Annotated in this window: 30 protein-coding genes; 6 read left to right on the forward strand and 24 right to left on the reverse strand. The window is 65.0% G+C overall.

Annotated elements, in window-relative coordinates:
* Positions 1-81: 81 nt before the first annotated feature.
* Positions 82-636, reverse strand: coding sequence for a 16S rRNA (guanine(966)-N(2))-methyltransferase RsmD (gene rsmD, locus AB7008_RS44030; RefSeq protein WP_441260902.1), 555 nt, complete (start codon positions 634-636; stop codon positions 82-84).
* A complete protein-coding gene (locus AB7008_RS44035) occupies positions 637-2742 on the reverse strand; it encodes a pseudouridine synthase (RefSeq protein ID WP_441260903.1) in 2106 nt (701 codons plus the stop codon).
* 119 nt (positions 2743-2861) lie between these two features.
* On the opposite strand from AB7008_RS44035, the gene AB7008_RS44040 reads away from it, so the two are divergent.
* The gene (locus AB7008_RS44040) at positions 2862-3320 is read left to right on the forward strand and encodes a nucleoside deaminase (protein WP_041954073.1); all 459 of its coding nucleotides are present in this window, start codon (positions 2862-2864) and stop codon (positions 3318-3320) included.
* Here AB7008_RS44040 and AB7008_RS44045 read toward each other — a convergent pair.
* Together AB7008_RS44045 and purD are read right to left on the reverse strand one after the other, a co-directional pair.
* Positions 3317-4222 (reverse strand): alpha/beta fold hydrolase, encoded by a 906-nt coding sequence (locus AB7008_RS44045; RefSeq protein WP_441260904.1) that lies wholly within the window; start codon positions 4220-4222, stop codon positions 3317-3319. The two genes, AB7008_RS44040 and AB7008_RS44045, sit on opposite strands and share 4 nt — an antisense overlap.
* A gap of 167 nt (positions 4223-4389) precedes the next feature.
* The gene (gene purD / locus AB7008_RS44050; protein ID WP_304491576.1) at positions 4390-5673 is read right to left on the reverse strand and encodes a phosphoribosylamine--glycine ligase; all 1284 of its coding nucleotides are present in this window, start codon (positions 5671-5673) and stop codon (positions 4390-4392) included.
* Between the two features lie 331 nt (positions 5674-6004).
* Here purD and AB7008_RS44055 point away from each other — a divergent pair, with 331 nt between their 5' ends.
* Positions 6005-6295, forward strand: coding sequence for an AAA family ATPase (locus AB7008_RS44055; RefSeq protein WP_304491577.1), 291 nt, complete (start codon positions 6005-6007; stop codon positions 6293-6295).
* Between the two features lie 24 nt (positions 6296-6319).
* On the opposite strand, the gene AB7008_RS44060 is transcribed toward AB7008_RS44055, so the two are convergent.
* From AB7008_RS44060 to AB7008_RS44080, 5 genes are all read right to left on the reverse strand, one after another.
* The gene (locus tag AB7008_RS44060; RefSeq protein WP_028157943.1) at positions 6320-6733 is read right to left on the reverse strand and encodes a hypothetical protein; all 414 of its coding nucleotides are present in this window, start codon (positions 6731-6733) and stop codon (positions 6320-6322) included.
* Between the two features lie 303 nt (positions 6734-7036).
* Entirely contained in the window at positions 7037-7339 is a 303-nt protein-coding gene (locus AB7008_RS44065) for a winged helix-turn-helix domain-containing protein (RefSeq protein ID WP_028157942.1), read from the reverse strand.
* Between the two features lie 4 nt (positions 7340-7343).
* Complete coding sequence (locus AB7008_RS44070; RefSeq protein WP_028157941.1) at positions 7344-7901, reverse strand: hypothetical protein; 558 nt, start codon at positions 7899-7901, stop codon at positions 7344-7346.
* Between the two features lie 12 nt (positions 7902-7913).
* Positions 7914-8501, reverse strand: a complete 588-nt coding sequence (locus AB7008_RS44075) for an inner membrane-spanning protein YciB (RefSeq protein WP_304491579.1) — start codon at positions 8499-8501, stop codon at positions 7914-7916.
* Entirely contained in the window at positions 8498-9508 is a 1011-nt protein-coding gene (locus AB7008_RS44080) for an alpha/beta hydrolase (protein ID WP_304491580.1), read from the reverse strand. The genes AB7008_RS44075 and AB7008_RS44080 overlap by 4 nt, the downstream gene beginning before the upstream one ends.
* Before the next feature lie 138 nt (positions 9509-9646).
* Between AB7008_RS44080 and xseA the strand changes: the two genes are divergently transcribed.
* Positions 9647-11269 carry an exodeoxyribonuclease VII large subunit gene (gene xseA, locus AB7008_RS44085; protein ID WP_248880103.1) on the forward strand — a complete coding sequence of 541 codons (1623 nt, stop codon included), beginning with the start codon at positions 9647-9649 and terminating at the stop codon, positions 11267-11269.
* A gap of 178 nt (positions 11270-11447) precedes the next feature.
* On the opposite strand, the gene AB7008_RS44090 is transcribed toward xseA, so the two are convergent.
* Together AB7008_RS44090 and AB7008_RS44095 are read right to left on the reverse strand one after the other, a co-directional pair.
* Positions 11448-11597, reverse strand: a complete 150-nt coding sequence (locus tag AB7008_RS44090; RefSeq protein WP_196236551.1) for a hypothetical protein — start codon at positions 11595-11597, stop codon at positions 11448-11450.
* Positions 11598-11865: 268 nt separating this feature from the next.
* Positions 11866-12690: a dienelactone hydrolase family protein gene (locus AB7008_RS44095; RefSeq protein WP_304491581.1), complete on the reverse strand. Its 825-nt coding sequence runs from the start codon at positions 12688-12690 to the stop codon at positions 11866-11868.
* A 194-nt stretch (positions 12691-12884) separates the two neighbouring features.
* On the opposite strand from AB7008_RS44095, the gene AB7008_RS44100 reads away from it, so the two are divergent.
* Positions 12885-13112: a DUF2093 domain-containing protein gene (locus AB7008_RS44100; RefSeq protein WP_014491939.1), complete on the forward strand. Its 228-nt coding sequence runs from the start codon at positions 12885-12887 to the stop codon at positions 13110-13112.
* A 16-nt stretch (positions 13113-13128) separates the two neighbouring features.
* On the opposite strand, the gene AB7008_RS44105 is transcribed toward AB7008_RS44100, so the two are convergent.
* From AB7008_RS44105 to AB7008_RS44145, 9 genes are all read right to left on the reverse strand, one after another.
* Positions 13129-13443, reverse strand: coding sequence for a hypothetical protein (locus AB7008_RS44105; protein ID WP_248880104.1), 315 nt, complete (start codon positions 13441-13443; stop codon positions 13129-13131).
* 346 nt (positions 13444-13789) lie between these two features.
* Positions 13790-14149 (reverse strand): hypothetical protein, encoded by a 360-nt coding sequence (locus AB7008_RS44110; RefSeq protein ID WP_248880105.1) that lies wholly within the window; start codon positions 14147-14149, stop codon positions 13790-13792.
* Positions 14150-14534: 385 nt separating this feature from the next.
* Positions 14535-14870 carry a GYD domain-containing protein gene (locus AB7008_RS44115; RefSeq protein ID WP_011090245.1) on the reverse strand — a complete coding sequence of 112 codons (336 nt, stop codon included), beginning with the start codon at positions 14868-14870 and terminating at the stop codon, positions 14535-14537.
* A 314-nt stretch (positions 14871-15184) separates the two neighbouring features.
* Positions 15185-16201: a tetraacyldisaccharide 4'-kinase gene (lpxK, locus tag AB7008_RS44120; protein ID WP_304491582.1), complete on the reverse strand. Its 1017-nt coding sequence runs from the start codon at positions 16199-16201 to the stop codon at positions 15185-15187.
* Positions 16194-17498 carry a 3-deoxy-D-manno-octulosonic acid transferase gene (locus tag AB7008_RS44125; RefSeq protein ID WP_304491583.1) on the reverse strand — a complete coding sequence of 435 codons (1305 nt, stop codon included), beginning with the start codon at positions 17496-17498 and terminating at the stop codon, positions 16194-16196. Before AB7008_RS44125 ends, lpxK begins: the two co-directional genes overlap by 8 nt.
* The gene (locus tag AB7008_RS44130; RefSeq protein WP_441260905.1) at positions 17491-18204 is read right to left on the reverse strand and encodes a lysophospholipid acyltransferase family protein; all 714 of its coding nucleotides are present in this window, start codon (positions 18202-18204) and stop codon (positions 17491-17493) included. The genes AB7008_RS44125 and AB7008_RS44130 overlap by 8 nt, the downstream gene beginning before the upstream one ends.
* Positions 18201-18443: a DUF4170 domain-containing protein gene (locus AB7008_RS44135; RefSeq protein WP_014491932.1), complete on the reverse strand. Its 243-nt coding sequence runs from the start codon at positions 18441-18443 to the stop codon at positions 18201-18203. The genes AB7008_RS44130 and AB7008_RS44135 overlap by 4 nt, the downstream gene beginning before the upstream one ends.
* Positions 18444-18503: 60 nt before the next feature.
* The gene (locus AB7008_RS44140; RefSeq protein ID WP_038955620.1) at positions 18504-19322 is read right to left on the reverse strand and encodes a 3'(2'),5'-bisphosphate nucleotidase CysQ; all 819 of its coding nucleotides are present in this window, start codon (positions 19320-19322) and stop codon (positions 18504-18506) included.
* Positions 19309-20712 (reverse strand): TldD/PmbA family protein, encoded by a 1404-nt coding sequence (locus AB7008_RS44145; protein WP_028157930.1) that lies wholly within the window; start codon positions 20710-20712, stop codon positions 19309-19311. Before AB7008_RS44145 ends, AB7008_RS44140 begins: the two co-directional genes overlap by 14 nt.
* 276 nt (positions 20713-20988) lie before the next feature.
* Here AB7008_RS44145 and AB7008_RS44150 point away from each other — a divergent pair, with 276 nt between their 5' ends.
* On the forward strand, positions 20989-21507 hold the full coding sequence (locus tag AB7008_RS44150; protein WP_304491585.1) for a DUF6101 family protein: 519 nt from the start codon (positions 20989-20991) through the stop codon (positions 21505-21507).
* 115 nt (positions 21508-21622) lie between these two features.
* Here AB7008_RS44150 and ubiA read toward each other — a convergent pair whose 3' ends face one another.
* Together ubiA and AB7008_RS44160 are read right to left on the reverse strand one after the other, a co-directional pair.
* A complete protein-coding gene (gene ubiA / locus AB7008_RS44155) occupies positions 21623-22555 on the reverse strand; it encodes a 4-hydroxybenzoate octaprenyltransferase (RefSeq protein WP_038944546.1) in 933 nt (310 codons plus the stop codon).
* A complete protein-coding gene (locus tag AB7008_RS44160; protein ID WP_304491586.1) occupies positions 22552-23211 on the reverse strand; it encodes a hypothetical protein in 660 nt (219 codons plus the stop codon). Before AB7008_RS44160 ends, ubiA begins: the two co-directional genes overlap by 4 nt.
* A gap of 211 nt (positions 23212-23422) precedes the next feature.
* Between AB7008_RS44160 and AB7008_RS44165 the strand changes: the two genes are divergently transcribed.
* Entirely contained in the window at positions 23423-24172 is a 750-nt protein-coding gene (locus AB7008_RS44165; RefSeq protein WP_304491587.1) for a 16S rRNA (uracil(1498)-N(3))-methyltransferase, read from the forward strand.
* A 56-nt stretch (positions 24173-24228) separates the two neighbouring features.
* Here AB7008_RS44165 and AB7008_RS44170 read toward each other — a convergent pair whose 3' ends face one another.
* Both AB7008_RS44170 and AB7008_RS44175 read right to left on the reverse strand, forming a co-directional pair.
* Positions 24229-25281, reverse strand: a complete 1053-nt coding sequence (locus AB7008_RS44170; protein ID WP_441260906.1) for a helix-turn-helix domain-containing protein — start codon at positions 25279-25281, stop codon at positions 24229-24231.
* Positions 25250-25702 carry a hypothetical protein gene (locus AB7008_RS44175; protein ID WP_244463960.1) on the reverse strand — a complete coding sequence of 151 codons (453 nt, stop codon included), beginning with the start codon at positions 25700-25702 and terminating at the stop codon, positions 25250-25252. Before AB7008_RS44175 ends, AB7008_RS44170 begins: the two co-directional genes overlap by 32 nt.
* Positions 25703-25920 lie beyond the last annotated feature (218 nt).

The raw sequence follows: 25920 nt of genomic DNA on the forward strand, positions 1-25920 counted from the left end.
CGCAGCGCCGTGCCCACCATCTTTCCATGATTACGATAGGTAGTGGGCACGCTTCGCTTTGCCCACCCTACGGCAGCGAGGCTACGGCCTCTTCAAAAACACAAACTCCGTGTCGTCATACGCTCGCCGCTCCAATTCCTCGAAACCTTCCGGCGTCACGAACTGTGCGGCCTTCGCCTCTTCGACCACGAGCAGCGCACCCGGTGTCAGCCAGCCACCGTCGCGCAAGCTCACAAGCGCCTTCTCCGCAAATCCCTTGCCGTAGGGCGGATCGAGAAACACCAGTGAGAACGGCTCGACGGGGTGCGCAGGCCCGAGATCGGTCGCATCGCGGCGATAGACCTTGGTCACGCCACCAAGGCCGAGCGTCTCGACGTTGTTACGCAGCAGCGCGCGGGCCTCGGCGCCGTTGTCGACAAACAGCGTGAACTTCGCCCCACGCGAGGACGCCTCGATGCCGAGCGCGCCGGTACCGGCGAAGAGATCGAGCACGCGCGCATCTCGGATCGGATCGTCATAGGCGTGCACGAGAATGTTGAACACGGACTCGCGCAGCCGGTCCGCCGTGGGGCGGATGTCGCGCGAGGACGGTGAGGCGAGATTGCGCCCCCTCAATCGACCGCCGACGACACGCACTTAGTCCTCCCGCGGCGTCAGGTCGCGCTTGCCGTGATAGCCGCGCTTGGGACGGCGCGGCGGGCCGTAGCCGTTGGCCTCGGCCTCGTTGCGCTCGCGCGCTTCCTCGCTGCCGGTGCGCTGGACCAGCACGCGGCGGCCCTTGCGATCGTTGATCACGTCACGCTTGCTGGCAGGCTTCTTCTCGCGTGGCGCTTCGCCGTCGGGTGAAGAAGATTTCTTCGGCACGTCGAACTGCGCGCCCGACTTCTCGATCACCTTGTCGCCGAGCTGCTCGCGCAGCACGCGCGACCTGATCTCCTCGACCTGGCCTTCGGGGACCTCGCCGAGCTGGAACGGGCCGTAGGACACGCGGATCAGCCGGTTCACCTCGAGCCCGAGATGGGCGCAGACGTTGCGCACCTCGCGGTTCTTGCCTTCGCGGATCGCGAACACGAGCCAGACATTGGCACCCTGGTCGCGCTCCAGCGTCGCCTCGATCGGACCGTATTTGACGCCCTCGACCTCGATGCCGTTCTTCAATTCGTCGAGCTGCGCCTGCGTGACGTCGCCATGGGCGCGGACGCGGTAGCGGCGCAGCCAGCCGGTGTCCGGCAGCTCGAGCGTACGCGCGAGTCCGCCGTCGTTGGTGAGCAGCAACAGGCCTTCGGTGTTGAAGTCGAGCCGGCCGATCGAGATCAGCCGCGGCAGGCCTTCGGGCAGATTGTCGAACACGGTCGGACGGCCCTCGGGGTCGTCATGCGTCGTCATCAGCCCGCGCGGCTTGTGGTAGAGGAACAGCCGCGTGCGCTCGCGCTCCGGCAGCGGCTTGCCATCGACAGTGACGACATCGTTCCGCGTGATGTCGAGCGCCGGCGAATTGATGACGCGGCCGTTGACGGCGACGCGGCCCTGCGTGACCATCTCCTCGGCGTCGCGGCGCGAGGCGAGGCCCGCACGCGACAGCACTTTTGCGATACGCTCGCCGGCCTTCTTCGGCTTCGGTGCTTCGTCACGACGCAGACGGCCCTCGAAATCCCGATCACGGTCCCGATAGGCGCCGCGGCCACCGAAAGCGGGGCGCTTCTCGAAGATCCTGCTCTCATCCTCGTTTTCACGGCGCGGACGGTCGCCGAAGCGGCCTTCGTTGCGCGGATGCTCGTGCCAGTCGGAGCGGCCCTCGGAGCGCTCGCGCGGACGATTGAATTTGGGACGGTCGCCGCCGCGTTCGCCATCGCCATCACGACGAGGCCGATCGAATTTCGGACGATCGTCGCGCGGCCGATCAAATTTGGGGCGATCGCGGAACGGACGATCGCCGGACGCGCGATCGTCGCGCGAACGCGAGAAACGCGGACGGTCCTCGCCGCCACCTTGCCGATCGTCGCGCTTCTGCCAGGGCTTGTCTTCGCCGCGGTCGCGGCCGCCGAAATCCTTGCGCGGACCCTTGCTGAAATCCTTGCGCGGCGGACGATCGCCACGCGGACCCGTGTCGCGCTTCTGCCAAGGCTTTGAATCGCTGCGCTCGCCACGATCGCGCGGACGATCGCTGAAGTCACGCGGGCGATCGTTGCGATCCCCACGGTCGCGTTCGCGATCCGGTGCACCCCGCGAAAACTTCCGCTCGCCGTCGAACTTGCGTTCCGGGCGGTCGCCACGCGGCGCATAGGGCCGCTTGTCGCCGAACTTCTTGTCGCCGAACCGGCCGGCGGGACGGGAATCGTCGCGATCCCGGCTGCGCGGCGGACGGTCGTCACGGCCATAGGACGGGCGATCCCCGCGCGGCTTGAACGGCCGCTTCTCGCCATCGCGCGCGCCGCGATCGGAGAACGGGCGGTCGCCACGCGGCTTGAAGCTGCGCTCCCCACCACCACGGTCGTCGCGCTTGAATTTCGGACGGTCGCTGAAATCGCGGCGCGGGGCATCGCCCTCCTCGCGGCGGCGGAACGGACGGCTGTCGCGGTCGCCGCGGGGCGGGCGGCTGTCGCCCCCCTCATGGCCGCGCTTGGCGAATTTCTTCTCGGGGCCGCGCGGCTTGCCGGACCGGCCCTTGGGCGGGCCACCCCTGCCCGGGCCTCGATCACGCCGGCCGCGGGAATCGTTGTCTTTGTCGCTGTCGCGAGGCATGAATAATCTCACTTAGGGGGTGGCCAGAAAGCATTGTGCGCGCTCGTTTCGAGCCGCATGCTCAGGCAAATCCGGTATTCACTCTTGCTGAAGGCGGAGCTACTAGCAGGTTTCTGGCAATGATACGAGGCTTGAAAGCCCCCTCTTTCATGGATTTGGCGCTCAAAACGGCCGAAAATGCCGGAAAGGCGGGCGAAGTTCCGATCGGATGCGTCGTGGTCCGCAATTACGAGGTCATCGCCACCGCGGCGAACCGGACGCTGACCGATTACGACCCGACCGCCCATGCCGAGATCATCGCACTGCGCGAGGCCGCCAAAAAGATCGGCAGCGAGCGCCTGGTCGACTGCGACCTCTACGTGACGCTGGAGCCCTGCACCATGTGTGCGGGCGCGATCTCCTTTGCAAGGGTGAGGCGGCTCTATTACGGCGCCGCCGATCCCAAGGGCGGCGCAGTCGAGTCCGGCGTGCGGTTCTTCGCTTCCCCCACCTGCCATCATGCGCCGGATGTCTATTCCGGGGTCGGCGAGAGCGAGGCGGCGCGGCTGCTGCGGGAGTTCTTCCGGGAGCGGCGCTAGGACGCCGAGAAGAACTCGCGCAGTGCCTTTGCGGTGACGTCCGGGTTCTCCTCGGTGAGGAAATGGCCGGAGTCCACCGGCATACCGTCGACGTTGGTCGCCCATTGCTTCCAGGTATCGAGCGGCGTGGCGGCGGCCTGGGCGATGCCTGCGCCACCCCACAGGGCCAGCATGGGCACGGTGATCTTCTTGCCGGCTTCGAAGTCGGCCTTGTCGAGGTCGTAATCGAAATAGGCGCCGGCGCGGTAGTCCTCGCACATCGCATGCACGCGGGCGGGATCGCGGAACGGGGCGATGTAATGTTCGAGTGCACGCGGGTCGATGGCGTCCAGCGTCTTCGACTTGGTCTGGCTCGCCATCTTGAAGCGCAGGAAGAACTCGCCATTGCCCGAGATCAGCGTCTCCGGCAGCGGCGCGGGCTGGGCGAGGAAGGTCCAGTGATAGATCTTCAGCGCGTAGGCGCGGTTCATCCGCTCCCAGTAATTATAGGTCGGCAGGATATCGAGCACGGCGAGCTTCGACAGCCGGCCGGGATGGTCGAGCGCCAGCCGATACGACACCCGGCCGCCGCGGTCGTGGCCGGCGAGCCCGAAGTGGACGTGACCGAGGCTCTCCATCGCCTCGACCATGGCCTCGGCCATCGCGCGCTTGCTGTAGGGGACGTGCAGCGCATCGCTCTCGGGCATGTCGGACCAGCCATAGCCCGGCAGATCGGCGATGATCAGCGTGAACTTGTCGGCGAGCTGCGGCGCCACGCGGTGCCACATCACGTTGGTCTCGGAGAAGCCGTGCAGCAGCAGCAGCGGCGGCCCCTTGCCGCCGACACGGGCGAAGATGCGGCCGAGGGAGGTGTTGATCCATTCGGAGGCGAAGCCGGGATAGAGGTCGGCGAGATCGGACATGGGTTCCATCACCTCAGAACAAAAATGTCGAAAACAACCCCATGCACAGTAGCACAGTGCCATCGGCGAGGGACGCTAAGCCCAACAACCGATTGCGCATTTTTGGAATGTCGATGTGGCGGAGCCGTGACGCCGCTTGCTTTGCGCGGCGACCGGAAAAAACGCTGTCAGCCCTTGGCCTTCTCGGCTTCCACCGCCTGCCAGCCGATGTCACGGCGGCAGAAGCCTTCCGGCCAGTTGATGCGGTCGACGGCCTGATAGGCGCGCGCCTGCGCTTCCGTCACGGTCTTGCCGAGGGCGCAGACATTGAGCACGCGGCCGCCATTGGCGAGGATCGTGCCGTCCTTCTCAACCGTGCCCGCATGGAAGATCTCGACGGTCTCGACCTCTGAGGCGTCATCGAGGCCCTCGATGCGCGTGCCCTTCTGATAGTCGCCGGGATAGCCCTTCGCCGCCATCACCACCGTGAGCGCGGATTCCGGATACCAGCGCAGATCGAAATGCTTCAACTCGCCGTCGCAGGCGGCGATGAACGCCGGCACGATGTCGGACATCATGCGCAGCATCAGCACCTGGCACTCGGGATCGCCGAAGCGCACGTTGAACTCGAACAGCTTTGGGCCCTGCGTCGTCAGCATGATCCCGGCGTAAAGGATGCCGCGGAACGGCGTGCCGCGCTGCTTCATGCCGGCGACCGTCGGCAAAATGATCTTGGCCATGATCGCATCGTGGATCGCGGGCGTGACCAAAGGCGTCGGCGAATAGGCGCCCATGCCGCCGGTGTTCGGGCCGACGTCGTGGTCGAACACCCGCTTGTGGTCCTGCGCGGAAGCGAGAGGGATGGCGGTTTCGCCGTCGCACAGCGCGAAGAAGCTGATCTCGCGGCCCGGCAGAAATTCCTCGATCACGACCTCGGCGCCCGCTTCGCCAAAGGCGCCCTCGAACATCATGGCGATGGCGTCCTCGGCCTCGCGCACGGTCTTGGCGACCACGACGCCCTTGCCGGCGGCAAGGCCGTCGGCCTTGACCACGATCGGCGCACCCTGGCTCTGGACGTAGGCACGCGCATCATTGGCGTTGGTGAAGCGCTTGTAGGCGCCGGTCGGAATGCCGAATTCGGTGCACAGCGCCTTGGTGAAGCCCTTGGAGCTCTCGAGCTGCGCCGCCACCCCGCTCGGCCCGAACGCCTTGATGCCGGCGGCGGTGAGGTCGTCGACGATGCCGGCGGCCAGCGGCGTCTCGGGGCCGACCACCACGAGCTCGACCGCATTCGTCTTGCAGAAGTCGATCACGGCGGCATGGTCGGCGACATCGAGCGCCACGCATTCCGCCTCCCGCGCGATGCCGGCATTGCCGGGCGCGCACCAGAATTTGGTCACCAGGGGGGAGGCTGCGATTTTCCACGCCAAGGCATGTTCGCGGCCGCCGGAACCGAGCAGGAGAATGTGCATCGAGGGCTCAGAATAAGGGGTTTTGCTGGGGCCGGAGGTCGCACGAATCGGCGCGGGCCTCAAGGGGGGCTGAGCCAATCTCCCCGTCATCCGGGCGCGTAGCGAAGCCGAGCCCGCATAGCCCATTTTAGCCCAGAAATATTTCGATCCGGAGCGACACCCATAGCCGGCGATTGGCATGGACATTCGGGGCGCCGGATGTCTTGCGGGGCCTGGCCCGTGACGCGCGACGACCAAAGGTAGCCGCAGACTTAAGTATTACTGCTGGTTGTCACGCGGAGTCTAAGTAGTATCCTACGAACCCGCCTCTGTATTCCCGAGGTCTCTTTTCGTGGCTCGCATCCGCAACATCGATATTCGCAACTTCCGTTGTATTAAGGAACTGATTTGGCATCCATCGCCCGGCGTCAACTGTTTGATCGGTCCGGGGGATATGGGAAAGTCATCGGTTCTTGACGCAATCGATCTGTGCTTGGGCGCACGGCGTATTGTCCATTTTGGCGACGACGATTTTTTCGAACTGAATGTCGCCGACCCCATTTATGCGCGATCCCTACAGCATCAGAACTACGGTGACAGTGCACCAAATTCCAAAGCCAACACATCAGTTGACATGGTTTAGTGCACTGTCACCGCAATCCCCGGATCAGTCATTCGCGCCGACGTCCGTAAAAAGGAACCCCGCCGGCGTCTTGGTGAAGACGAAGATGAGGTCGCCGCAGAAGACGAAGTAATTGTCATTGTTTTCTTGATCGCGATCGTAGACGGCCTTGCCGCGCTGGATACACGCGCGATTTTTCGCCGTGAACGAGGTCGGATAGGTCTTGGCGCGAAATTGCGCGGCGTCGCGAATTGCCTTGTCGTTCATGAACGGCAATCGCGTCATGCTGGCGACGGCGGCGGAATCGTTTGCCTTCAGCGCCGCGCGAAACTTCTCGATGAAGCCATCGAATTCCTTCTGCAAGGCAGGAGAGGCGACGGCTTGCTTGGGCGCCTGGGCGACGGCTGGAGCAAGGTTCACGAGAGCGGTTACGAGCAAAATTCTCAGCAAAAATCTCACGGGTCGGCTCCGTCCATCGACCAATCGAGGTCTTTCGACCGAAAGAAATCCATGGTGATCTGTTGCGTTAAGGACTTTCTGGCTCACTGGCGTGGCGTTGACCCCAATGGTGACAGTGCACCAAATTCCAAATCGCAAGCATCCAGCTGACATAGTTTAGTGCGCTGTCATCGTAGTCGGTTCAAGTGGGAGCGGGACTCGCCGAGAGAACCCCTCACCCAAGTGAGCCTGTGTTGACCAGCGGAGTTGCCCTCTCCCGCAAGGGGCGAGGGCACAGCAATCAGCAGCGCGATGACGGCGGAGCTACACCTGCTTGCCCGCGATGATCTCCTGCAACGTCGCCACGTGCCGCGCGAAGGCGCCGCGGCCGGCGGCTGTGGCGGTCACCGTCGTCTGCGGCTTCTTGCCCACAAAAGCCTTGTCGACCGATACGTAGCCGGCCTTGGCGAGCGTCTCGATGTGGGCGCCGAGATTGCCGTCGGTGGCGCCGGTGAGCTTCTTGAGGCGGGAGAATTCGAGACCCGCGGCCGTGGCCGGCAGCGAGTTCAGCGCGGCCATGATCTTGAGGCGCAGCGGCTGGTGGATGATGTCGTCGAGCTCGGCCATGGCGCTAGCTTCGTCGCATCCAGAGGCCGCCGCCGATCAGCCCGGCGCCATTGACGACGGCCATCCACGGCACGAAAGCGTCGCCGGCCACGAAGTAATAGCCGACCAGGGTCAACACCGTGATGCACACCGCAATTGCGACGAAGGCGTAGGCGAGCCATAGCCCTGCAAGCGCATAGAACAGCATGAAATAGACCGTCCAGAATGCGCCCTGCTGCCGTGGCGAGAAATGTCCGAGGACCAGCGAGCAGAAATAGCCAAAGGCGATGCATAGCAGGAAGGCAACGAACATCCGCCGGTCGAAGCTGCTGCGGACGCCCGTGCTGGCCTGTTTGGACGCGCTGATGGCAAACGATCCGGCAAGGCCGAGGACATAAACGGCGAACCAGATGGGGTAGCCTTCACGCGGCCAGAGCCAGGTGGCGATATTCGCGGCGAACACCAGGGCGCCCCAAAGGATCATCATCTGGCTTGCGATGTCGTAGACCCGCGATCGCCGAACGCGATGAACCATGTCGTCGATTTCGGCCAGCGCTTCAGATGCCTGCTTGCTGTCGATCATGTCGTCCCCCCATCAACCCGGCATCGCCGCAACATCGCGGGGGCGGTCGCCGGCAAGACGTCGTCTGCGGCCGATGCTGCGCATGACCGCGTAGCCGATCAGGAACATCACGGCCTTGCTGACGATGCCATAGATCGACATGGCCGCCGACCAGGTCGCAACATCAAAGTTGAGCGCCACGACCACGTTGAGCGCCGCAGAGAAGAACATCAGGCCTGACCAGGCGTAGCCGACGATGATGGCGATGTCAGGCACCAGCTCGATCGCGATCGGCGGCAGATAGCGGTTCATCCATCCGCGCTTCAGCATCACGATGCCGACGACGATGTAGATCACGCTCGGCTTGATCATGACGAAACGCGGATCTTCGGTGATCAGCGTGACGGTGCCGGCGCCGAGCACCAGAAACAGGCTCATCCACTGCATCGTGTCGATCGGCTTGCGGCGCGCGAATTGCCAGCCGATCTGGGCGATGCCCAGCACCATGCCAAGCATGACCGACAGGGTCACATTGTGGGTCAGCAGATAGAGCACGAGGAAGAACAGCGTCGCCGCCATGTCGAGCAGCAGCAATTTTCCGGCTTCGAACAGGTTTTTCACGACTGGCCAGCTCCCCGCGTCGCCACGTCCTCCGCGATCGCGTTGACCGCCTTCGGATTGGTGACCATGCCCATGTGGTTGACGCCCTCGATCAGCTTGACGTCGACGGAGGGTTTGATGGCCTGCACGGTCTCGGCATATTTGTCTGAGATCATCATCTCGTCCTGGGCTCCGCCAAAGATCGTCATCGGATGCGTCACATTAGGCAGATCGAGGCGATAGCCGCGCGTCGCAAAGTTGCGCATCAGGCGGTCGGAATAGGTCGGGGTTAGAATCCGCTCCGAATTCGCCGGCACGGCGAAGGCGAGCACCGGAAGCTGCGCACAGCAGTCGATGCCGAGCTTGCGCAGCGCCGTGAGCCCGAGGAAACGCGGAATGTCGGCACTGACCCAACCACCGTTGCTCGGCCGGTTGGTCGGCGCGTCGTAGCCGAGATAGGGCGCGAGCAGCACGGTGCGCACGAACATGTCCTGCATGATCGGGGTCGCGGCGAGCCGCAGCGAAAAGCCGGCTCCGGCTGAATGGCCGATCAGGGTGAGCGGCAGGTCGGGCGCGCCCTTGCGAACATGGGCGACGAAATCGACGAGGTCGTCCTCGAGCTGGCCGACATAACCGATATCGCCGCGCGTGCCGGAGCCGCCGTGGCCGCGCATGTCGAGCGCCCAGGTCTCCACCCCGCGCGATGCGATCGCATGGGTCAACGCGTGATTGACGGTGCCGCTGGAGCCGGAGGAGCCATGGATGAAGATCGCGCCGCGGCCGGTCGCGGGTCCGTTCGGCGCGTAGTGGCGATAGCCGATCCAGGTGCCGTCACGGGCCTGAAAGCGCTCGAGCGGCGGCATGGTCGAGAAGTCGACGAGCTTCACGGACTCCGAGACCGATCGCATCTCAGGCGGCCGCTCCAGCGGCGTTGCGATCATCGCGGTCAGGATCAGCGCCACAGCGCCGACCGCGCACAGGGCCCATTTCAGTCCATGCAAGACGCCGCGCAGCAGCCGGATCGCCATGGCCCAACTCCCTTGAATTTATCGATCAATAGAGAACTCTATATTACAGAGTACTCTTCATATCAATCCCCGGATTGGCGCCGCGCCGCGAAAATCCTTAACGTCGGGCCTGACCCCAAAATGCCGAATCGTTTGCCGATGCCTTCAGCGGAACCACTGCTCAACGCCCCCGAATTCACCGTCTCCGAGCTCTCGCAGTCCCTGAAGCGGACGGTGGAGGACGCCTTTGGCCATGTCCGGGTCCGCGGCGAGATCTCCGGGTTCCGCGGCGCCCACTCCTCCGGCCACTGCTATTTCGCGCTCAAGGACGAGAGCGCCAAGATCGAGGCAGTGATCTGGAAGGGCGTGCACTCCCGGATGCGCTTCAAGCCCCAGGAAGGGCTCGAGGTCATCGCCACCGGCAAGCTCACGACCTATCCGGGCTCATCCAAGTACCAGATCGTGATCGAGGCGCTGGAGCCGGCCGGCATCGGCGCGCTGATGGCGCTGATGGAGGAGCGCAAGAAGAAGCTCGCCGCCGAGGGCCTGTTCGACGAGGCGCGCAAGCAGTTGCTGCCCTGGCTGCCGGAAGTGATCGGCGTGGTGACCTCGCCGACCGGCGCCGTCATCCGCGACATCCTGCATCGGCTCGAGGACCGCTTTCCCCGCCACGTGCTGGTGTGGCCGGTCAAGGTGCAGGGCGAAGGCTCGGCCGAGCAGGTCGCAGCCGCGATCCGCGGCTTCAACGCGCTGCCGGAAGGCGGCAAGATTCCGCGGCCCGACGTGCTGATCGTCGCGCGCGGCGGCGGCTCGCTGGAGGACCTCTGGTCGTTCAACGAGGAGATCGTGGTGCGGGCGGCAGCCGAGAGCATGATCCCGCTGATCTCCGCGGTCGGGCACGAGACCGACATCACGCTGATCGACTTCGTCGCCGACAAGCGCGCGCCGACGCCGACGGCGGCGGCCGAGATGGCGGTGCCGGTGCGCAGCGATCTGTTCGTCGAGGTCGCCGATCTCGCCCGCCGCACCCGCGCCTATTGGCAGCGTGCCCATGAGAGCCGCCGCAGCGAGCTGCGCGCCGCCGCGCGCGCGCTGCCGGCGGCAGGCGATCTGCTCGCGATCCCGCGGCAGCGGCTGGATTCGGCGGGCGCGTCGCTACCCCGCGGGCTCAAGGCCAACACGCATGCGCATTTCCGCCGGTTTACCGCGGCGAGCGCAAAGCTGACGCTGCGGGTGCTGCACGGGCAGATTTCGCAGGCCGATCACCGCCTCACCGTGTGCGGCGAGCGGCTCGGCCTGTCCGCGCGCTCGCTGCTGCGGCAACGGCGCGACCGTTTCGCCGGGCTGGAGGTGCGCTTGCGCGCCTCGAAACTTTCGAATGCACAGGCGCAGCGCAACGCAATTGCCCGCCAGCGCGAGCGCACGCATCGTCTGGCCGAACGCGCCGGCCGCGCGCTTGTCACGCTGTTGCAGCGGCTGGATGCCCGCGTCGAGAACAGCGGCAAGCTGCTCTCGGCCTTGTCGTATCGCGGCGTGCTCGCCCGCGGTTTCGCGCTGGTGCGGGATGAAGCCGGGCATCCCCTGCATGCGGCGGACGCGATTGGTCCCGGCGCACGCGTCGAGATCGAATTTGCGGACGGCCGTGTCGGCGCGACGGCGGATGCGGATCGCCCGGCGCCCGCCGCAAAGCGCGCGCCGTCGCAAGCAAAGCCGGCCGCGCAGGACGCAAAACCTGCGCCGAAGCGCGTGGCCAAGCCGGTGGATCAGGGCAATTTGTTCTGAGGCGCAACGGCGGCGTTCCGCCCTCGACGTCATTCCCCGCGCAGGCGGGGAATCCAGTACGCCGCGGCTTCCCGGTGACTCACGGACGTCTCGGAGTACTGGATCGCCCGGTCAAGCCGGCGACGACACCGAGTGTGTGGTGCGCGCATGCAGCCCCAACCACGTCATTGCAGCCCGCCTACCGGCAGGACAATCCCGCGTCGATCGTGGTCCAGAAGCCGCAATGTTCCGGTGCGCGTTGCGGCGCGCCGGCGTGGGCTTCGAACAGGAAGATCGCGACGGTGAAGACGATCAGTGCGGATGAGAACAGGACGAAGCGATTGCGCATGAGGACTGCGTTTAATCGACATCGTGGTCGAACTAAGGCGCCGTCGCCTGCTGAAACCGCCGCGACACGCGATACGTAGATTCACGGTCGGCCATACTCCGTGCAGGGCGGTGGTCGATGCGGGGCTGTCCGCCAGATTTGTTCCTCGGGCGGCCCCGCTCGGACTAAGTGCGTAGCCCGGATGAAGCGCAGCGCAATCCGGGGATCGTGCCACGCGCTGCGACCGTCACGGATTTCGCTGCGCTCCGTCCGGGCTACAAACCCGCCCTCACCGCGCCAGCCACTCCGCGACTTCCTTCTGCGATTCCGCGCGCGCCTCTGCGTCCGTGCCGAGATGGCCGTGCTCGGGCGCGGCGGCGTCGGTGGTGCCGGCAGCTGCGTGCAGCGGCGTATTGGCGCGGTCGAAATCGTGATAGGCGCCGGGATAGACCACGATGCGCGTGAGCGCGCTGCGGCCGCGCGCGCCGTCGACCATCTGGCGGCAGGCCGGCGGCGACGAGACGTCGTCATTGGCGCCGATCAACACCAGGGTCGGCACCCGCGCGCTCCAGCCGAGGCCGGCGGAGATCCGGCAATCCGGATAGAACGCGATCGCCGCACGAAAATCCGGCCCGGCCTCGCGCGCGGCGCTCTGCGGACGCACCGCCCAGAGCAGCGCACTGGCACCATTGGCCCAGCCGATCAGGCTGACGCGGTCGCGCGCGGCCCAACTCTGCTTCATCAGCCAGGCGCGCGAGGCCGCGATGTCGGCGACACGCTCGCGACGGGCCTTGACGTGCATCTCCTTGACGCGGCATTGCGGCCCGAGCTCGCGCGACCCGTAGCTGTCGGGCAGCAGCACGGCGTTGCCGGTCTTCAGCAATTGCAGCGCCCAGTCGCGATAGCGCGGCAGCACCGATTCTGAATGATTGCCAAGGCCGCCGCAGCCGTGCAGCGCGATCACGGTCGGAAACGGCCCCTCGCCTTCGGGCTTGTAGAGCTGCGCATGCAGCACTCCGGACGACAGCGGAATGTCGACCTGCTGCGGCGCCGGCGCGGCGCGCGCGGCCGACATCAGCAGCATCATGAACAGGGCGGTCAGTCGAAGGCGCATCGGATTCTGCCGTGGAAGATGCCGGAACCGGCCATCCCTCGCGCGAAGCACTATCATGCGGAAACGGCGGCAAAACATCACAAACCGGTGGGTTTACCGGGCGGACAAGCCACCCTATCTATGCTAAGTCCCGTCCAACACATCGTGCCCTCCGGGGTTTTCCACGGAGAGCCCTTCCACGGAGACTTTCGACCGTGCTGAACAAGTTCGGCCCCTCGGGCCATGGCGAAGCGCAGGTGCAATATCTCGACGGCGATTTCCGCGTGATCTCGCCGGGGACTTTCGTGCGCTGCGCGATCACCGACACGCGGATACCGCTCGACGAATTGAAGTACTGGAGCGTGGACCTGCAAGAGGCCTACGCCACGCCCGCCGCCGTGCTGCAGCGGCACTTCCCCGGCGCGCTGAAGCCGCAGCCGTGAGGCCACCGGCACGCGACTATTGCTGCTCCGTGCCATCGCCGCCCATGCAGGTCTTGATGAAACTCTTCCTGGGCTCGCCGACAACCTTCTGATCGATCGCCTGCTTCAGGCAGTCGACCCGTGCCTGCGCCATGCAGAGCTGCATCTGGTCGCGCTTGTCCTGTCCCTTCAGGCTTTGCGTCGTCGCAAGACAGGTGACGCGCTTGGTCGCGGGGACGGGCACCGTGCCGGTTGGCGCAGCGGGAGCCGTCGTCGGCGGCGTCTGCGCAAACACGGGCGCAATGATCAGACACACAAGACTGGCAGCGACGGCTGCGGATGGCAGTTTCATCGGATTCTCCTGATCGTCTGGAACCGATAGGCGTCCTGCGATGAATGTCGCCTGAATGGCAGGCTGGTGCAGGTGAGCAAAGCGTAACGGTCCCGCCGGCGTCGCACGAGCGGCACAGCTTTTCGCGCGGCATGAAGATGGAGACGAGGTTCGCGCGCACCTGGACTGCGCGCCTCACCGCCGAAATGATCTCCGTCGTGCCGATCCGCGTTGCATCGAAGCGCGCTTGCACTCCGTGGTAAGTCACTTCGCGCTGTGGTTGGATTTTTCGCTGCGGTTCGGCGCCCTCAAGTTGTTTGACGAAGTCTTGGTGAAACAGAGCGCTGCTAAACTACATGTTAGGTAATTAGCCCTGCTCCTTTGACGCACAGACCATCAAGTCAACCAAACGGCCCATTGAGCTTTGGAATTGGCGCAGTCTGTGAACGGGCTCATATCGAAGAGCCATCTGGCGGGCTACCATCACCTCGAAAATTCGCGGTGGAATATTTTGTAAATCGAAAGTCAAAGGATGGGGGTGATCATGCCCACCATACTGGACATGCTCTATCGTGAATATTGCCGCGCCCGCCTCGCTGAAATGCGGAAACAGCTTCTGATCATAGCTCAACGCTCTGAAGCTCCCGAGGCGCATCATCATCTTGCGGATCAGGGTGACGATGAGAGGACGGACGCACAACGCAAGACCGGTCGCGGCGTGCCGCATTGAAGCGGCCCGAGACCGGCGAACTCTCCCGCGTAGCAGTGACCAAGCAATTGGCGGCAGTTTGGGAGCAAGCGATGAATACACCCGAATGCTATACTGTCATGGTGGCCTGCGTCTCGTGCCTGACCATCATCGGAATGATGGCTGTTGGAGCCTGGTGAGGGACTGACCGCTGGGCCGGAATTGCACGCCGTTAACGGGTCCGCTGGTAAGCACGTTCAGTCGGACCTGTGGCGCCGGACACAGCACGCGCCGTCCCGCATCGTCCGTCGATGGACGCGAGAAGGCCTTCGCCTCGCCTCAGCGTGCAGACCTGCTTCTTGCTGTGAGGTGAGCGTTGCCGCCGCTTGATGCGATTGCGGCGGCATCGCTCGAGATCCGGATGTCAGCCTCCGGGCGGAGTATACGAAGAACGCAGCTTCGCCGCGTTCTGGCGGACCTGCTTGATCTCGTCCTGCGTGAACAGCCGGGTCAGTTTCACGTTCTGCAGGGTGCCCGCCGTAACGGTCAGACCGGAAATGGCCGGGGCCGCGCTCGGATCAGGCACATCGAAAATCACCAGAACGCCTGGACCGTCGGCAGCAACGCTGTACATCGAAATCAGCTTGCCGCCGGCCGCTTCAATGAGTTTTCTCGCCGCCTCCTGGCGATTGGTCGTGGGGTTTTCCAAAATGGCGTTGAGAGCGCGTGGTGTATATTGTCCAGTGAGGCAAAAATGCATGGCATGTTCTCCTCTGAGCTTTTTGGCAATAACTCTCCTGCCGTTCCGAACTGATCGTAACGGTCTCGCATCTGAAATGATGAAGGTACGCTGCCCGCCGTGGGCATAAACGCCGCCGATGATTGCCGGGAGTTCGGCACGTCCCGGTGACGGCTCTCATGCGAGGCTACATCAACTCCCGAACGTGCGGAAGACAATTCATCCGCCGCGACATGTCGCCCCGATCCATTGTCGCATATCGCATGGCGCGCGGTGTTGGGTTACGGCGGAGCGCTTTGTCCACGGCAAGAAATCATCAAAAAATCATCAAGAAATCATCGCCTGGCGAACCGCCGCTCGCGCGCCTTGTAGAGATGATCGCTGATCAATTGCCGGAGCGCTGCCGGATCATCGAATTCGAGCTGCACCGCGAACGGCACGATGCCATCGGGCACGCCGTCGCGGCCGCGCAGGCGCGCAAGATCCTTTTCCGTCGTCACCAGCGTGAGCTGCTCGCGCTGCGCCTCCGCTGCGAGCGCGGCGATCTCGTTCTGCGAAAACATGTGGTGATCGGCGAAGGGACGCGTGCGCGCGACCTCGATGCCGCAGGCGCGCAAGCTGCGGAAGAAACGCGCGGGATCGCCGATGCCGGCGAACGCAAACACGCGTTTACCGAGGAGTTGCGCGACCGAGGCCGCATCCGGCTTCAGGCGCGCGCGCAGCTCCGGCTTGTTGCGCTTCGCAAGCTCCGCCGCGACATCGTTGGCGGCATGGCCATTGCCGATCAGCACCAGCGCATCGGTGCGCGCGAGCTGCGCCTTCAGCGGCGCGCGCAACGGACCGGCCGGAAACACCTTGCCGTTGCCGAGGCCGCGCTCGCTGTCGATCACGATCAGGGAAGCGTCCTTCAGCAGGCGCGGGTTCTGGAAGCCGTCGTCCATCAGGATCACGGTCGCGCCCCGCGACTTCGCGAGCGCAACGCCTTCGAGACGGTCTTGCGCGACCACGACAGGAACGTCGCGCACCATCATCAGCGGCTCGTCGCCGATGTCGGACGCGGTGTGGCGCTCGCGGTCGACCATGACCGGCCCCTTGAGGCGCCCGCCATAACCGCGGCTGAGCACCACCGGCGTCTCGCCGAGCTCGCGCAGCAGCTTCGTCAATGCGAGCACGGTCGGCGTCTTGCCGGCGCCGCCGACATGGTAGTTGCCGACGCAGATCACGGGGATGCCGGCGTCAAAGCCCTGGCGCAGCATGCGCCGTTCGGTGATCGCACCATAGAGCAAGCCCAACGGCCGTAACGCATGAGACTTGAAGGAACGCGGCCGGTACCAGAAGACCGGCTCACGCATTGGCGGCCCCCATCTCGATGGTGAGCTGCAACAGATAGGGCTCGAGCGCCGTCATGGTGCGATTGAGCGCGCCGCCGAGATCCTCGACCACGCCTGCGCCTGCGCGCTGCATCCCGTCGCGCACCGTGGGATCGGCCAGCAGCTGGCCGAGCTGCTTGACCAGCGTCTCCTGCGTGTCGGCCTGGCGCGCGCCGCCGCTGCTATCAAGCGCCTCGTAGACATCGGCGAAGTTAAAGACGTGCGGACCATGGACGATCGCGGCGCCGAGCTTGATCGCCTCGATCGGATTCTGGCCGCCATGGCGGATCAGCGATCCGCCCATGAACACGACCGGCGAGAGGCGGTAGAACAAGCCGAGCTCGCCCATGGTGTCGGCGACATAGACGTCGGTCGCGGCCGTCGGCAATTCCTCACGCGAGCGCAACGCCGGCTTCAGGCCCGACGCCGTGATCAAGCCCGCGATCGAGGCGCCGCGATCCGGATGCCGCGGCACGATCACGGTCAGAAGCTGCGGGAAGAAACCGACGAGGCTGCGATGCGCCGCGATCAGCATCTCGTCCTCGCCCGGATGGGTCGAGGCCGCGACGATGATCGGGCGGCCGCGCGTCATCGCAATCAGCCGCTCGAGCTTGGCGGGATCGGCCGGCGGCGCGGCCACGTCGAGCTTGAGATTGCCCGTGGTGACGACGTCGCGGCCGCCGAGCGCCGAGAAGCGCTCGGCATCTGTCTTCGACTGCGCCAGGCAGATGTCAAACCGCGACAGCAGCGCCGAGATGGTGCCGTACATCCGCCGCCAGCGCGGGAAGGAGCGCGGCGACATCCGCCCGTTGATCAGCACCATCGGCAGGCGGCGCGCAGCGCCCGCCAGGATCAGGTTCGGCCACAAATCGGATTCGATGAACAGCGCCAGCGACGGCTTCCAGTGATCGAGGAAGCGCGCGACATAGCGCGGGGAATCATACGGCACGTATTGATGGATGACGTCGGGCGGAAACCGCTTCGCGACCACGGCGGCGGAGGTGACGGTGCCCGAGGTGAGCAGGATGCGCAGATTGAGGTCGCGCAGGCGCTCGACCAGCGCGGCTGCGGCGAGCACCTCGCCGACGCTGGCGCCATGAATCCAGACCAGGGGGCCGTGCGGACGCACGTCCCGGGACAGGCCCCGCCGCTCGCCGACGCGGGCGGGATCCTCCTTGCCCTGCTTCAGCCGCCGCTTGATCAGCGCCGGCGCAAGCGGCACCAGGCCCGAGGCCAGGCGCCGGTACATCCGCAGCGTTATCGGCAGCGAATTAGCCATCTTGGGGCCCCGGACGGCCGAGTTGCGCGTAGGCGCGGCGGGTCGCCTCGTTCAAGGTCTCTTCCAGCTCCAGCCGCAGCGCTTCCATGGTGGCGGCGTCGGCATCCGGCGGCACGTGGATTTCCTTGATGCCGACCAATGCGCCTCGCCCGAACGGCAGGTTGATGGTGGTGCGGTCCCAGTTCTTGAGCCGGATGAAGCGGCTGGTCGCCATCGCGAAAGGCATGATCGGCCGCCCCGATTCCCGTGCCAGCATGATGATGCCGAGCCCGGCCACGCGCGAGCGCTTGGGGACATCGGCGGTCAGCGCGACATTACAACCGTCCTGGAGCGTCTGCACCATTTCCCTGAACGCGCCCACCCCGCCCTTGCGGTGGAAGGCGCCGCCGTGGTCACCGGAACCACGGATCAGGCCGATGCCGAGCCGCTCGACGGCGATCGCGTTGAACTCGCCGTCGCGATGCCGCGAGATCAGGACCTTGGCCCGGTGGGACTCCTTTTTCTTGATGAAGGGCGTGAGGAAATGCTGGCCGTGCCAGAAGGCGAAGATCGCGGGAATCTGCGGCTCGACGATGTCATAGACATCTGGCGGATCGAACGTGAACTTGTTGGTCCGCCAGACCAGACGCAGATATTCGGCCGCCAGAACCCCGACGGCACGCTGAAGCCAGCTGCTTCGCAGCGTATTGCGAAGCAGTTTTTTCAACGTGCCGGTTCTTGATTCGGGTCGAGCAGCCGATGGAGATGGACGATGAAGTAGCGCATCTGCGCGTTGTCGACCGTGCTCTGCGCCTTGGCGCGCCAGGCGACGTGAGCGGACGCATAGTTCGGATAGAGGCCGACGATCTCGACGTCGTCGAGGTTCTTGAAGGTGTTGTGCTCGAGATCGAGCAGTTCGCCGCCGATGACGAGATGCAGCAATTGTTGCGGGGCACTATCTGGCATGGGTTCTGTTCCTAACGGGCTGCCCGGCAAAGCAGTGTTCGAGAAGCACGGCGGACGCACTCAGGGCAAGGGCCGATTTCGAAAATGCGCGACGATGCCCGCATGACGATCGCGACCCGCTGCCACCAGCACCCCGTGCGTGACTTCCCGGCGGTTATAGAGGATGGGATCTCCGGAGAGGTCGCTCATCCTACCATCCGCTTCCTGCACGATCAAATCGGCCGCCGCAAGGTCCCAATCATGGCTGTTGCCCCCGGCGAAAGCCGCATCCAGCACGCCATCGGCGACCCGGCACAGGCGCAGCGCGAGCGAACCGATTCGCGGATGCAGCTTGATGTCGCCGCCGGCCGTATTGAGCCGCTCGACCATCGGCTTCGGGCCGGCGACGCGTGAGAAGTCGAGCGCGGATCCGGACGCCGCCCGCACGGCTTTGCCGTTGAGCGTCGTGCCCTGCCCGCGGGCCGCGAAGAAGAACTCGCCGGTTGCCGGCGCGAACACCGCAGCCAGCACCGGCGAGGCATCCTCGACCAGCGCGACGCTGACGCACCATTCGTCATGGCCGCCGAGATAATTGCGGGTGCCGTCGATGGGATCGACCACCCAGGTCCGCCGCCGCGACAGCCGCACCTCGTCGTCGGCACTCTCCTCGGACAGCCAGCCATAATCGGGCGTCGCCGCGCGCAGGCGCGCTTCGAGCAGGTCGTTGACGGCAATGTCGGCTTCCGACACCGGCGAGGACGCGCCCTTGGTCCACTTCCTCAACTCGGTGCGGAACATCGACTGCGCGAGGCTGCCTGCCTCCCGCACCGCGTCCTGCAGCAGCGCCGCGTCGCGCGTCAGGATGGTTTCGTCCGTTGCATGCGCGTCAGCGTCCGCCAAGCGTCAAACCCTCGATGCGCACCGTCGGCGCATTGATGCCGTAGCGGAACTCGAGATTGTTCGCCGGCTGCATCGACTTGAAGATCTCGAACAGATGGCCCGCGATCGTGACCTCGCTGACGGGATAGGTCAGCTCGCCATTCTCGATCCAGAAGCCGGAGGCGCCGCGGCTGTAATCGCCGGTGACGCCGTTGACACCGGAGCCGATCAGGTCGGTGACGTAGAAGCCCTGCTTGATGTCGGCGATCAGCTCGGCCGGCGTCGGCGTGCCCGGTTCGAGATGCAGATTGTACGGCCCCGGCGACGGCGAGGACGAGACGCCGCGATGGGCGTGGCCGGTGGTGGTGAGGCCGAGCTCGCGCGCGGTCGCGCAGTCGAGCAGCCAGGTCGTCAGCACGCCCTCGTCGACCAGCGCGATCTTCTTCACCGCGACGCCTTCGGCATCGAAGGTCTGCGAGCGCAGGCCGCGCTTGCGCAGCGGATCGTCGATGATGCGGATGTTCTTGGCGAACAGCTGCTGGCCGAGCTTGTCCTTCAGGAAGCTGGTCTTGCGTGCGATCGAGGCGCCGTTGATGGCACCGACGACGTGGCCGACCAGCGAGCCCGCGACGCGCGGATCGAACACGACCGGCACCTTGCAGGTCTCGACCTTGCGCGGATTGGAACGCGCCACGGTGCGCTCGCCGGCGGAACGGCCGACGACTTCCGGCGACAGGAGATCGGCGCCGTGCGGCGCCGAGGTGAAGTCGTAATCACGCTCCATGCCGGTGCCTTCGCCCGATATCGCGGTCGCCGAAATGCCCTGACTGGAACGCAAATAAGAACCATGGAAGCCGGTGCTGGTGACGAGCACCATACCGCCCATGCCGGCGGAGGCGGAGGCGCCGCCGGACTTGGTCACGCCCTTCACGGCGAGCGCGGCAGCCTCGGCTTCGAGCGCGCGGCGCTCGAGCTCGGAGGTCGCGGGCACGTCGGGATCGAGCAGATCGAGATCGGGGAAGTCGCGCGCGAGCAGCGCGGGATCGGCGAGGCCGACATATTTGTCGTCGGGCGCGACGCGCGCCATCGCCACCGCGCGCTCGGCAAGCTTGGTCACGGCATCGCCGCTGACGTCGTTGGTCGAGACCACCGCCTGGCGCTGGCCGACCAGCACGCGCAGGCCGACATCGTCGCCCTCGGAGCGTTCGGATTCCTCGACGCGCCCGTCACGCACCTCGACGCCCTGCGAGACGCCGCGCACGGCGACCGCATCGGCCGCATCCGCACCGGCGCGCCTGGCCGCCTCGACCAGCCGCTGCGCGAGATCGGAGAGCGCGGACTGATCGAACAGGTCGCGATTGGCTTTGGACGAATCCTGGGGCGAAAGCGTCGAGCTTGGTGAAGGGTTCACAAACGAAATCCTGTTGCGGCGGGAGGTTTCGGGGCGATACCGGCCCTGAACACCAGATGTGCCCAATTGGTACGGACTTCAAGCGTTTTCAGCCCGCAAAAAGCTCAGATTCGCAAGTCCGGCGCAACGTCTCGTCAATCATGCGTGCCAAGGTCTTGTCAATCATGAGCGGTGGTGACGCTGGATTAACCAGCCTTTTTAAGTGGTTTCGGAACGGCGCGCGCTAAGGTCCTCGCATCGACCGGGAACATAATCCCGGCGGGGAGAACTAAAGCCGTGAGGCGTCAAACAGCAACAAGCGGGGTCGCTCCCGCCGGGTCGGGCCGCAGCTTGCGGCTCGACCCTCTTTCCCTTCCGGTCCGCTTCGATGCGCACGATCCGCGCGCCGACGGATACACCAGGCAGATCGAGCTTCATCGCGAGCGTGTCGTGCTGCGCCGTGCCGTTCGCGGCATGCAGATGGCGATCAACGTCCGCGTCAGCGACTTCACCGGCGTTGCGTTGCGCGGCAATGACGAGGCGCAGACCCTCGTCCTCGTGCATCGCGATCCCTCGCTGTCCGTTCCGCTGCTGGTCAGCACCGATGGCGACGAGCTCGCCGAGGCCTGGGCGATCTGGAGCGAGCTGTTCGCGCTTCCACAGCTCGACGAAGGCGCCCGCAAGCCCACGCCGCGCCGTCGCCGCGCCAACGCGATCCGCGCCCGCCGTCCGAAATTTTTGATGCGACGGCGCACCGCCATGACGCGCGAGCTGCCGGTTCATCGCGAAGAGCGTGAGATCATCGCGCGGGATTGAACGGCAAGCACGGTGCCGCAGGGTGGGCAAAGCGAAAGCGTGCCCACCTTTTTCATCTCAATCTCGGAAAGATGGTGGGCACGGCGCAAGAGCGCCTTTGCCCACCCTACGACAGCTACGCCGCCCGCATCACCGCGTCGACCAGCAATCCCGCAAACAGCAGGAAGCCCGCATACTTGTTCGAGTAGAACAGGCGCTTGCACAGCAAGGGGTCGCTGATATCCAGCCGCACGATCTGCGACGCCAGATGCACGGCGAACGCGGCAAGCCCGAGCCAGGCCGGCCAGCGCGCATCGCCGGACGCCAGCGCGACGCCGATCAACATCACCGCAAGCCCGTAGAACAGGATCAGCGCCTGGTGCGTGTGCGCGCCGAACAGCCGCGCGGTGGACTTGATGCCGATCAGCGCGTCGTCCTCGGCGTCCTGATGCGCATAGATCGTGTCATAGCCGATCACCCACGAAATCGATCCGGCATAGAGCACCAGCGCGGTCAATTCGATGCGGCCGAAGGTGACGGCAAATCCCATCAGCGCGCCCCAGGAGAAGGCGAGGCCAAGCACGATCTGCGGCCACCAGGTGATGCGCTTCATGAAGGGATAGATCGCGACGATCAAAAGCGAAGCGATGCCGGTCAGGACCGCGAAGCGGTTGAATTGCAGCAGCACCACGAGACCGGTCAGCGCCTGCGCGACCATGAAGGCCAGCGCCTGCTTCGTGGTCACCTGGCCCGACGGCAACGGCCGCGAGCGGGTGCGCTCGACCTTGTCGTCGAGATCGCGGTCGGTGATGTCGTTCCAGGTGCAGCCTGCTCCGCGCATCACGAAGGCGCCGATGAAGAACAGCACGATGGTGAGCGGCAGGCCGCGGACATCATGTGCCATGCCGGCGGCGAGTGCCGCCGACCACCAGCACGGCATCAACAGGAGCCAGGAGCCGATCGGACGATCGAAGCGCGACAGGCGCAAATAGGGCCGCGCCCATTGCGGCGCGAGCGTATCGACCCAGTTGCCGGTGGAATCGGCAACGCGGGCGGATGTATCACTCATCGGGTGAGGACGTTGCCGTTGAGCGTATCGAAGGTGCTGCCGCCCTTCTTGCCGGCATTGGCCTCAGGCGCCGAGCCCGAGCCCAGCACCTCGCTCAGCGACGGACCGGCCGGACCGCGCGGCTGGTTCTGCATCTGCTGCGCGACGTTGCAGACCTTCGTCGACATGGCCTCGGTGTTCTTGTGGCCGTCCTTCATCTGTGCGCTGACCTGCGCCGGAATCCCGCACTTCGCCGCGTTGGCCTCGATGTACTTGATCATCTTGGACTCAGCCTGGCTGAAATTGCGGATCAGCTTGCAGGCTTCGTCCGGCGGCGCGTGACGGTCGCTTGCCGCCTTGATCAGCTTGCCGCGCTTCTCGGCTTCCTCGCGCAGCGGCATGAAGGCCTTCATGCAGTCCTCGCCGGGACCGCCTTGCGTCGGCGGAGCGGCGCTGAAGGCACCTGCGCCACCGACGGGCGCGGCGCCGTTGACGGGAAACGATCCTTGGGGCGCCGTGCCGACCGAAGCGGTCGGTGCCGAGCCATTCACGGGTGGAAACGCGGAACTGGTTGGGGCCTGGCCAGGCAGCGGCGCAGGGAAGCCCTGCGCGTGGGCGCCCGCGGCGCCCAAGGTGACCATGGCGGCAGTGATCGGAACCATCAAATGACGGATCATCAAGGCAGTCTCTCCGGCAGGAGCTTGCGGGTTTCGGCGCCTTCCCAATTGAGGCGCAACCAGCGTGCTCGCGATTTTACGATTCCCGCCGGCCCTTAACAACCCGTCGAATAGGGCAAGAGCGCGGCGCGCCGACGCACCGATTCGGCAATATTTACCCCCGAAATGGCGGCTTTCGGTTAATAACGGCGGCGAATTGGACCTTTGAACGATGCCCTCCCACGATTTTCGCGCGCCCCGCCTGTTTGTCGACGTCCCCCTTGCCCAGGACGCCAGGGTTCCGCTCGACCGCGACCAGAGCAATTATCTCGGCAATGTGCTGCGGCTTGCCGCCGGGGCCGAGGTTTTGGCGTTCAACGGCCGCGACGGCGAGTGGCAGGCCGCGATCGAAGGCCGCAAGCGGCCGGACGGCCTCGTCATCCTCCAGCAGACCCGGCCCCAGGACCGGCTGGCCGAGCTCGCTTACGTCTTCGCGCCGCTCAAGCATGCCCGGCTCGATTACATGGTCCAGAAGGCCATCGAGATGGGCGCCGCCACGCTTCAGCCGGTCCTGACCCGCTTCACCCAGGCCTCCCGGGTCAACACCGAGCGGATGCGTGCCAATGTCGTCGAGGCCGCCGAGCAATGCGGCATCCTCAGCATCGCCACGGTGACCGAGCCGGTGCCGCTGGACCGGTATCTCAGTCAGCGCCCTGCCGACCGGCTGCTCATCTTCTGTGATGAGGCGGCGGAGGTCCAAAACCCCATTCGGAGCCTGGCGAAGGCCCACGCGGCCGGCCAAGGCATCGACGTGCTGATCGGCCCCGAAGGCGGCTTTGCCGAGGAGGAGCGCGCCCTGCTGCTGCGACAGCCGAAAATCCTGCGGCTGGCGCTCGGCCCCCGGATCATGCGGGCCGACACGGCCGCGGTGGCGGCGCTGGCGCTGGTGCAGGCGGTACTGGGCGATTGGGACGGCACCTAACCTAGCCAAGCGAACCCAACGTCGATTCACGCGCGGCGGCTCTACAGGTTCGCGCTTTAGATGACCTCTCGCTTCGACCGATGCAGGGTCTCGGACGGCAGCTCTCCGAAAGCCGCCCTGTAGCTCGCTGCGAACTCGCTCAGGTGCCAGAAGCCATGGCCGATTGCGCAGGCCTTCACACTGCGGCGAGCCGGGCCGGTGCGCAGCTGCTTTCGTACCGACCAGAGGCGCAAGACCCGGCTGTAGCGATGAGGGCTCATGCCGCAGATGGCCTGCGTCGCACTCTGGAGGGTCCGAACGGACACGCCCACCCGCTCCGCCAGTTCGGTCGTCTTGTGCCAGATCGCGAGATCGTGGCGGATCAATCGTTCCATCTCTGCGACGATCCGCTGATAGCTGTCCGTCGTGGAGTGCATGGGCCCGCGATTCGCGTTGGACCGAATGGCAGCATCCATTGTGACGAACAGGGATTGTTCGACTGCCGTTCGCGACGTCGGCTCGTTCAGGAAGTCTGGATCATGTGCGGCGGTTTCAAGCGTCGTGGAAATCGAACCATGCAGGGAGGCAAGTACGTCCGATGCCGGGCTCAGCAAATGATAGCCGTCATCCAGCTGAGACCAGGGGTCGCGCTCGGGCAAGCTGAAATAGGCGACAGCCCACAAACGCCCTGCCGGCTCATAGACCAGGCAATCGGATCTCCCCTTGAGAACGAGTATCGAGCTGCCAATTGATTGCCCGTTGATGCGGGTGGAGGTTACATGGTCCATCGGCACCGCCACCGCGATGGCGTGCGCCAGATCATAACCGCGGATGATCCGCGGGAAGGTCTTCACCAGAGACAGCGTCAGGACCGGAAGGCTAAGCCGGGCGCGCTTGATTGAAGTCGCCCCGGCCGACAGCGGCATGCTGGATGCGCCGGCATATCTCTCACTCTCTCCGAAATGATCGATGTCGTAAGATTGGAGCTCGAGAGCCGCGGATGGCTTGAGACCCTGGAACGACAGCAAGCCGTCTAATGCTGTTCCTTGCGCTTCATCGCGAGCAGTATCGAAAAGGCCTTGATCCATATCCTGCCGCTTACTTCGCCTTCCTTGTCGATGCAGTGCCATTGGGGGCACGCAGATCATCCGGACCATTGATGCCGGCGCGCTTGAGATCGCGAAGCAGTTTTGTGAGCAGCAGCATGTTAGTCTTCTGCAGTTCGTGATTGTTTCCAAACCTGAATGCGTTCTGCTCGGTCACGATGAGCCCGGCCTTGGTTTCGGCGAGAATCTTTCGTCTTTTAAGTCCCGTCACGCGACGGCGAACCGTCTCGAGCGGCAGGCTGAGGAAGCGAGAGAGCGCCGCGCGGGACACCCCTTGCTTGATCGCATCCGGCTCGACCGCGTGAATGCTGGAGAATCTCTCGTCCAGCGACGGATCGTTCATCACATTGATGACGTTCGCGTTGAGAATCGCATGAACGATCAGCAGGTCCAGCGGATCGAATTCGTCGTAGTGCCGGAATAGCTCGCTGATCGAAAACAGCATATAGGCCAGCGTGTGCCGTGAGACCGTCCGGATAACATCTGATGCATTGCGCATGAATCGAAACCAATATTCACAGTGTAAACGAAGGCAGCAGCAAACGGATCATCCGCCATACCCAATATGAGTATGCGACGACTTGCCTGTCCTCCTCAATTTCTCAATGTGACGTCGGGCTTGCGGTTGCTGCATTGAGTCGCATGCGCGGACAAAATCAGCGA

It is taken from the genome of Bradyrhizobium sp. 521_C7_N1_3, from assembly GCF_052075975.1.
Classification (GTDB): Bacteria; Pseudomonadota; Alphaproteobacteria; order Rhizobiales; family Xanthobacteraceae; genus Bradyrhizobium; species Bradyrhizobium japonicum.

Coding starts and splice junctions, on each gene's coding strand:
- AB7008_RS44165 (WP_304491587.1), top strand. CDS start 23,423: ATGCCCTCCCACGATTTTCGCGCGCCCCGCCTGTTTGTCGACGTCCCC.
- AB7008_RS44170 (WP_441260906.1), bottom strand. CDS start 25,281: ATGGCACTGCATCGACAAGGAAGGCGAAGTAAGCGGCAGGATATGGAT.
- AB7008_RS44045 (WP_441260904.1), bottom strand. CDS start 4,222: ATGTCCGATCTCGCCGACCTCTATCCCGGCTTCGCCTCCGAATGGATC.
- AB7008_RS44040 (WP_041954073.1), top strand. CDS start 2,862: ATGATACGAGGCTTGAAAGCCCCCTCTTTCATGGATTTGGCGCTCAAA.
- AB7008_RS44070 (WP_028157941.1), bottom strand. CDS start 7,901: ATGATCGACAGCAAGCAGGCATCTGAAGCGCTGGCCGAAATCGACGAC.
- AB7008_RS44110 (WP_248880105.1), bottom strand. CDS start 14,149: ATGCGGCACGCCGCGACCGGTCTTGCGTTGTGCGTCCGTCCTCTCATC.
- AB7008_RS44115 (WP_011090245.1), bottom strand. CDS start 14,870: ATGCATTTTTGCCTCACTGGACAATATACACCACGCGCTCTCAACGCC.
- lpxK (WP_304491582.1), bottom strand. CDS start 16,201: ATGCGTGAGCCGGTCTTCTGGTACCGGCCGCGTTCCTTCAAGTCTCAT.
- AB7008_RS44080 (WP_304491580.1), bottom strand. CDS start 9,508: ATGGCGATCCGGCTGCTGCGCGGCGTCTTGCATGGACTGAAATGGGCC.
- ubiA (WP_038944546.1), bottom strand. CDS start 22,555: ATGAGTGATACATCCGCCCGCGTTGCCGATTCCACCGGCAACTGGGTC.
- AB7008_RS44175 (WP_244463960.1), bottom strand. CDS start 25,702: ATGCTGTTTTCGATCAGCGAGCTATTCCGGCACTACGACGAATTCGAT.
- AB7008_RS44095 (WP_304491581.1), bottom strand. CDS start 12,690: ATGCGCCTTCGACTGACCGCCCTGTTCATGATGCTGCTGATGTCGGCC.
- AB7008_RS44090 (WP_196236551.1), bottom strand. CDS start 11,597: ATGCGCAATCGCTTCGTCCTGTTCTCATCCGCACTGATCGTCTTCACC.
- AB7008_RS44160 (WP_304491586.1), bottom strand. CDS start 23,211: ATGATCCGTCATTTGATGGTTCCGATCACTGCCGCCATGGTCACCTTG.
- AB7008_RS44125 (WP_304491583.1), bottom strand. CDS start 17,498: ATGGCTAATTCGCTGCCGATAACGCTGCGGATGTACCGGCGCCTGGCC.
- AB7008_RS44135 (WP_014491932.1), bottom strand. CDS start 18,443: ATGCCAGATAGTGCCCCGCAACAATTGCTGCATCTCGTCATCGGCGGC.
- AB7008_RS44105 (WP_248880104.1), bottom strand. CDS start 13,443: ATGAAACTGCCATCCGCAGCCGTCGCTGCCAGTCTTGTGTGTCTGATC.
- AB7008_RS44065 (WP_028157942.1), bottom strand. CDS start 7,339: ATGGCCGAGCTCGACGACATCATCCACCAGCCGCTGCGCCTCAAGATC.
- purD (WP_304491576.1), bottom strand. CDS start 5,673: ATGCACATTCTCCTGCTCGGTTCCGGCGGCCGCGAACATGCCTTGGCG.
- AB7008_RS44035 (WP_441260903.1), bottom strand. CDS start 2,742: ATGCCTCGCGACAGCGACAAAGACAACGATTCCCGCGGCCGGCGTGAT.
- xseA (WP_248880103.1), top strand. CDS start 9,647: ATGCCTTCAGCGGAACCACTGCTCAACGCCCCCGAATTCACCGTCTCC.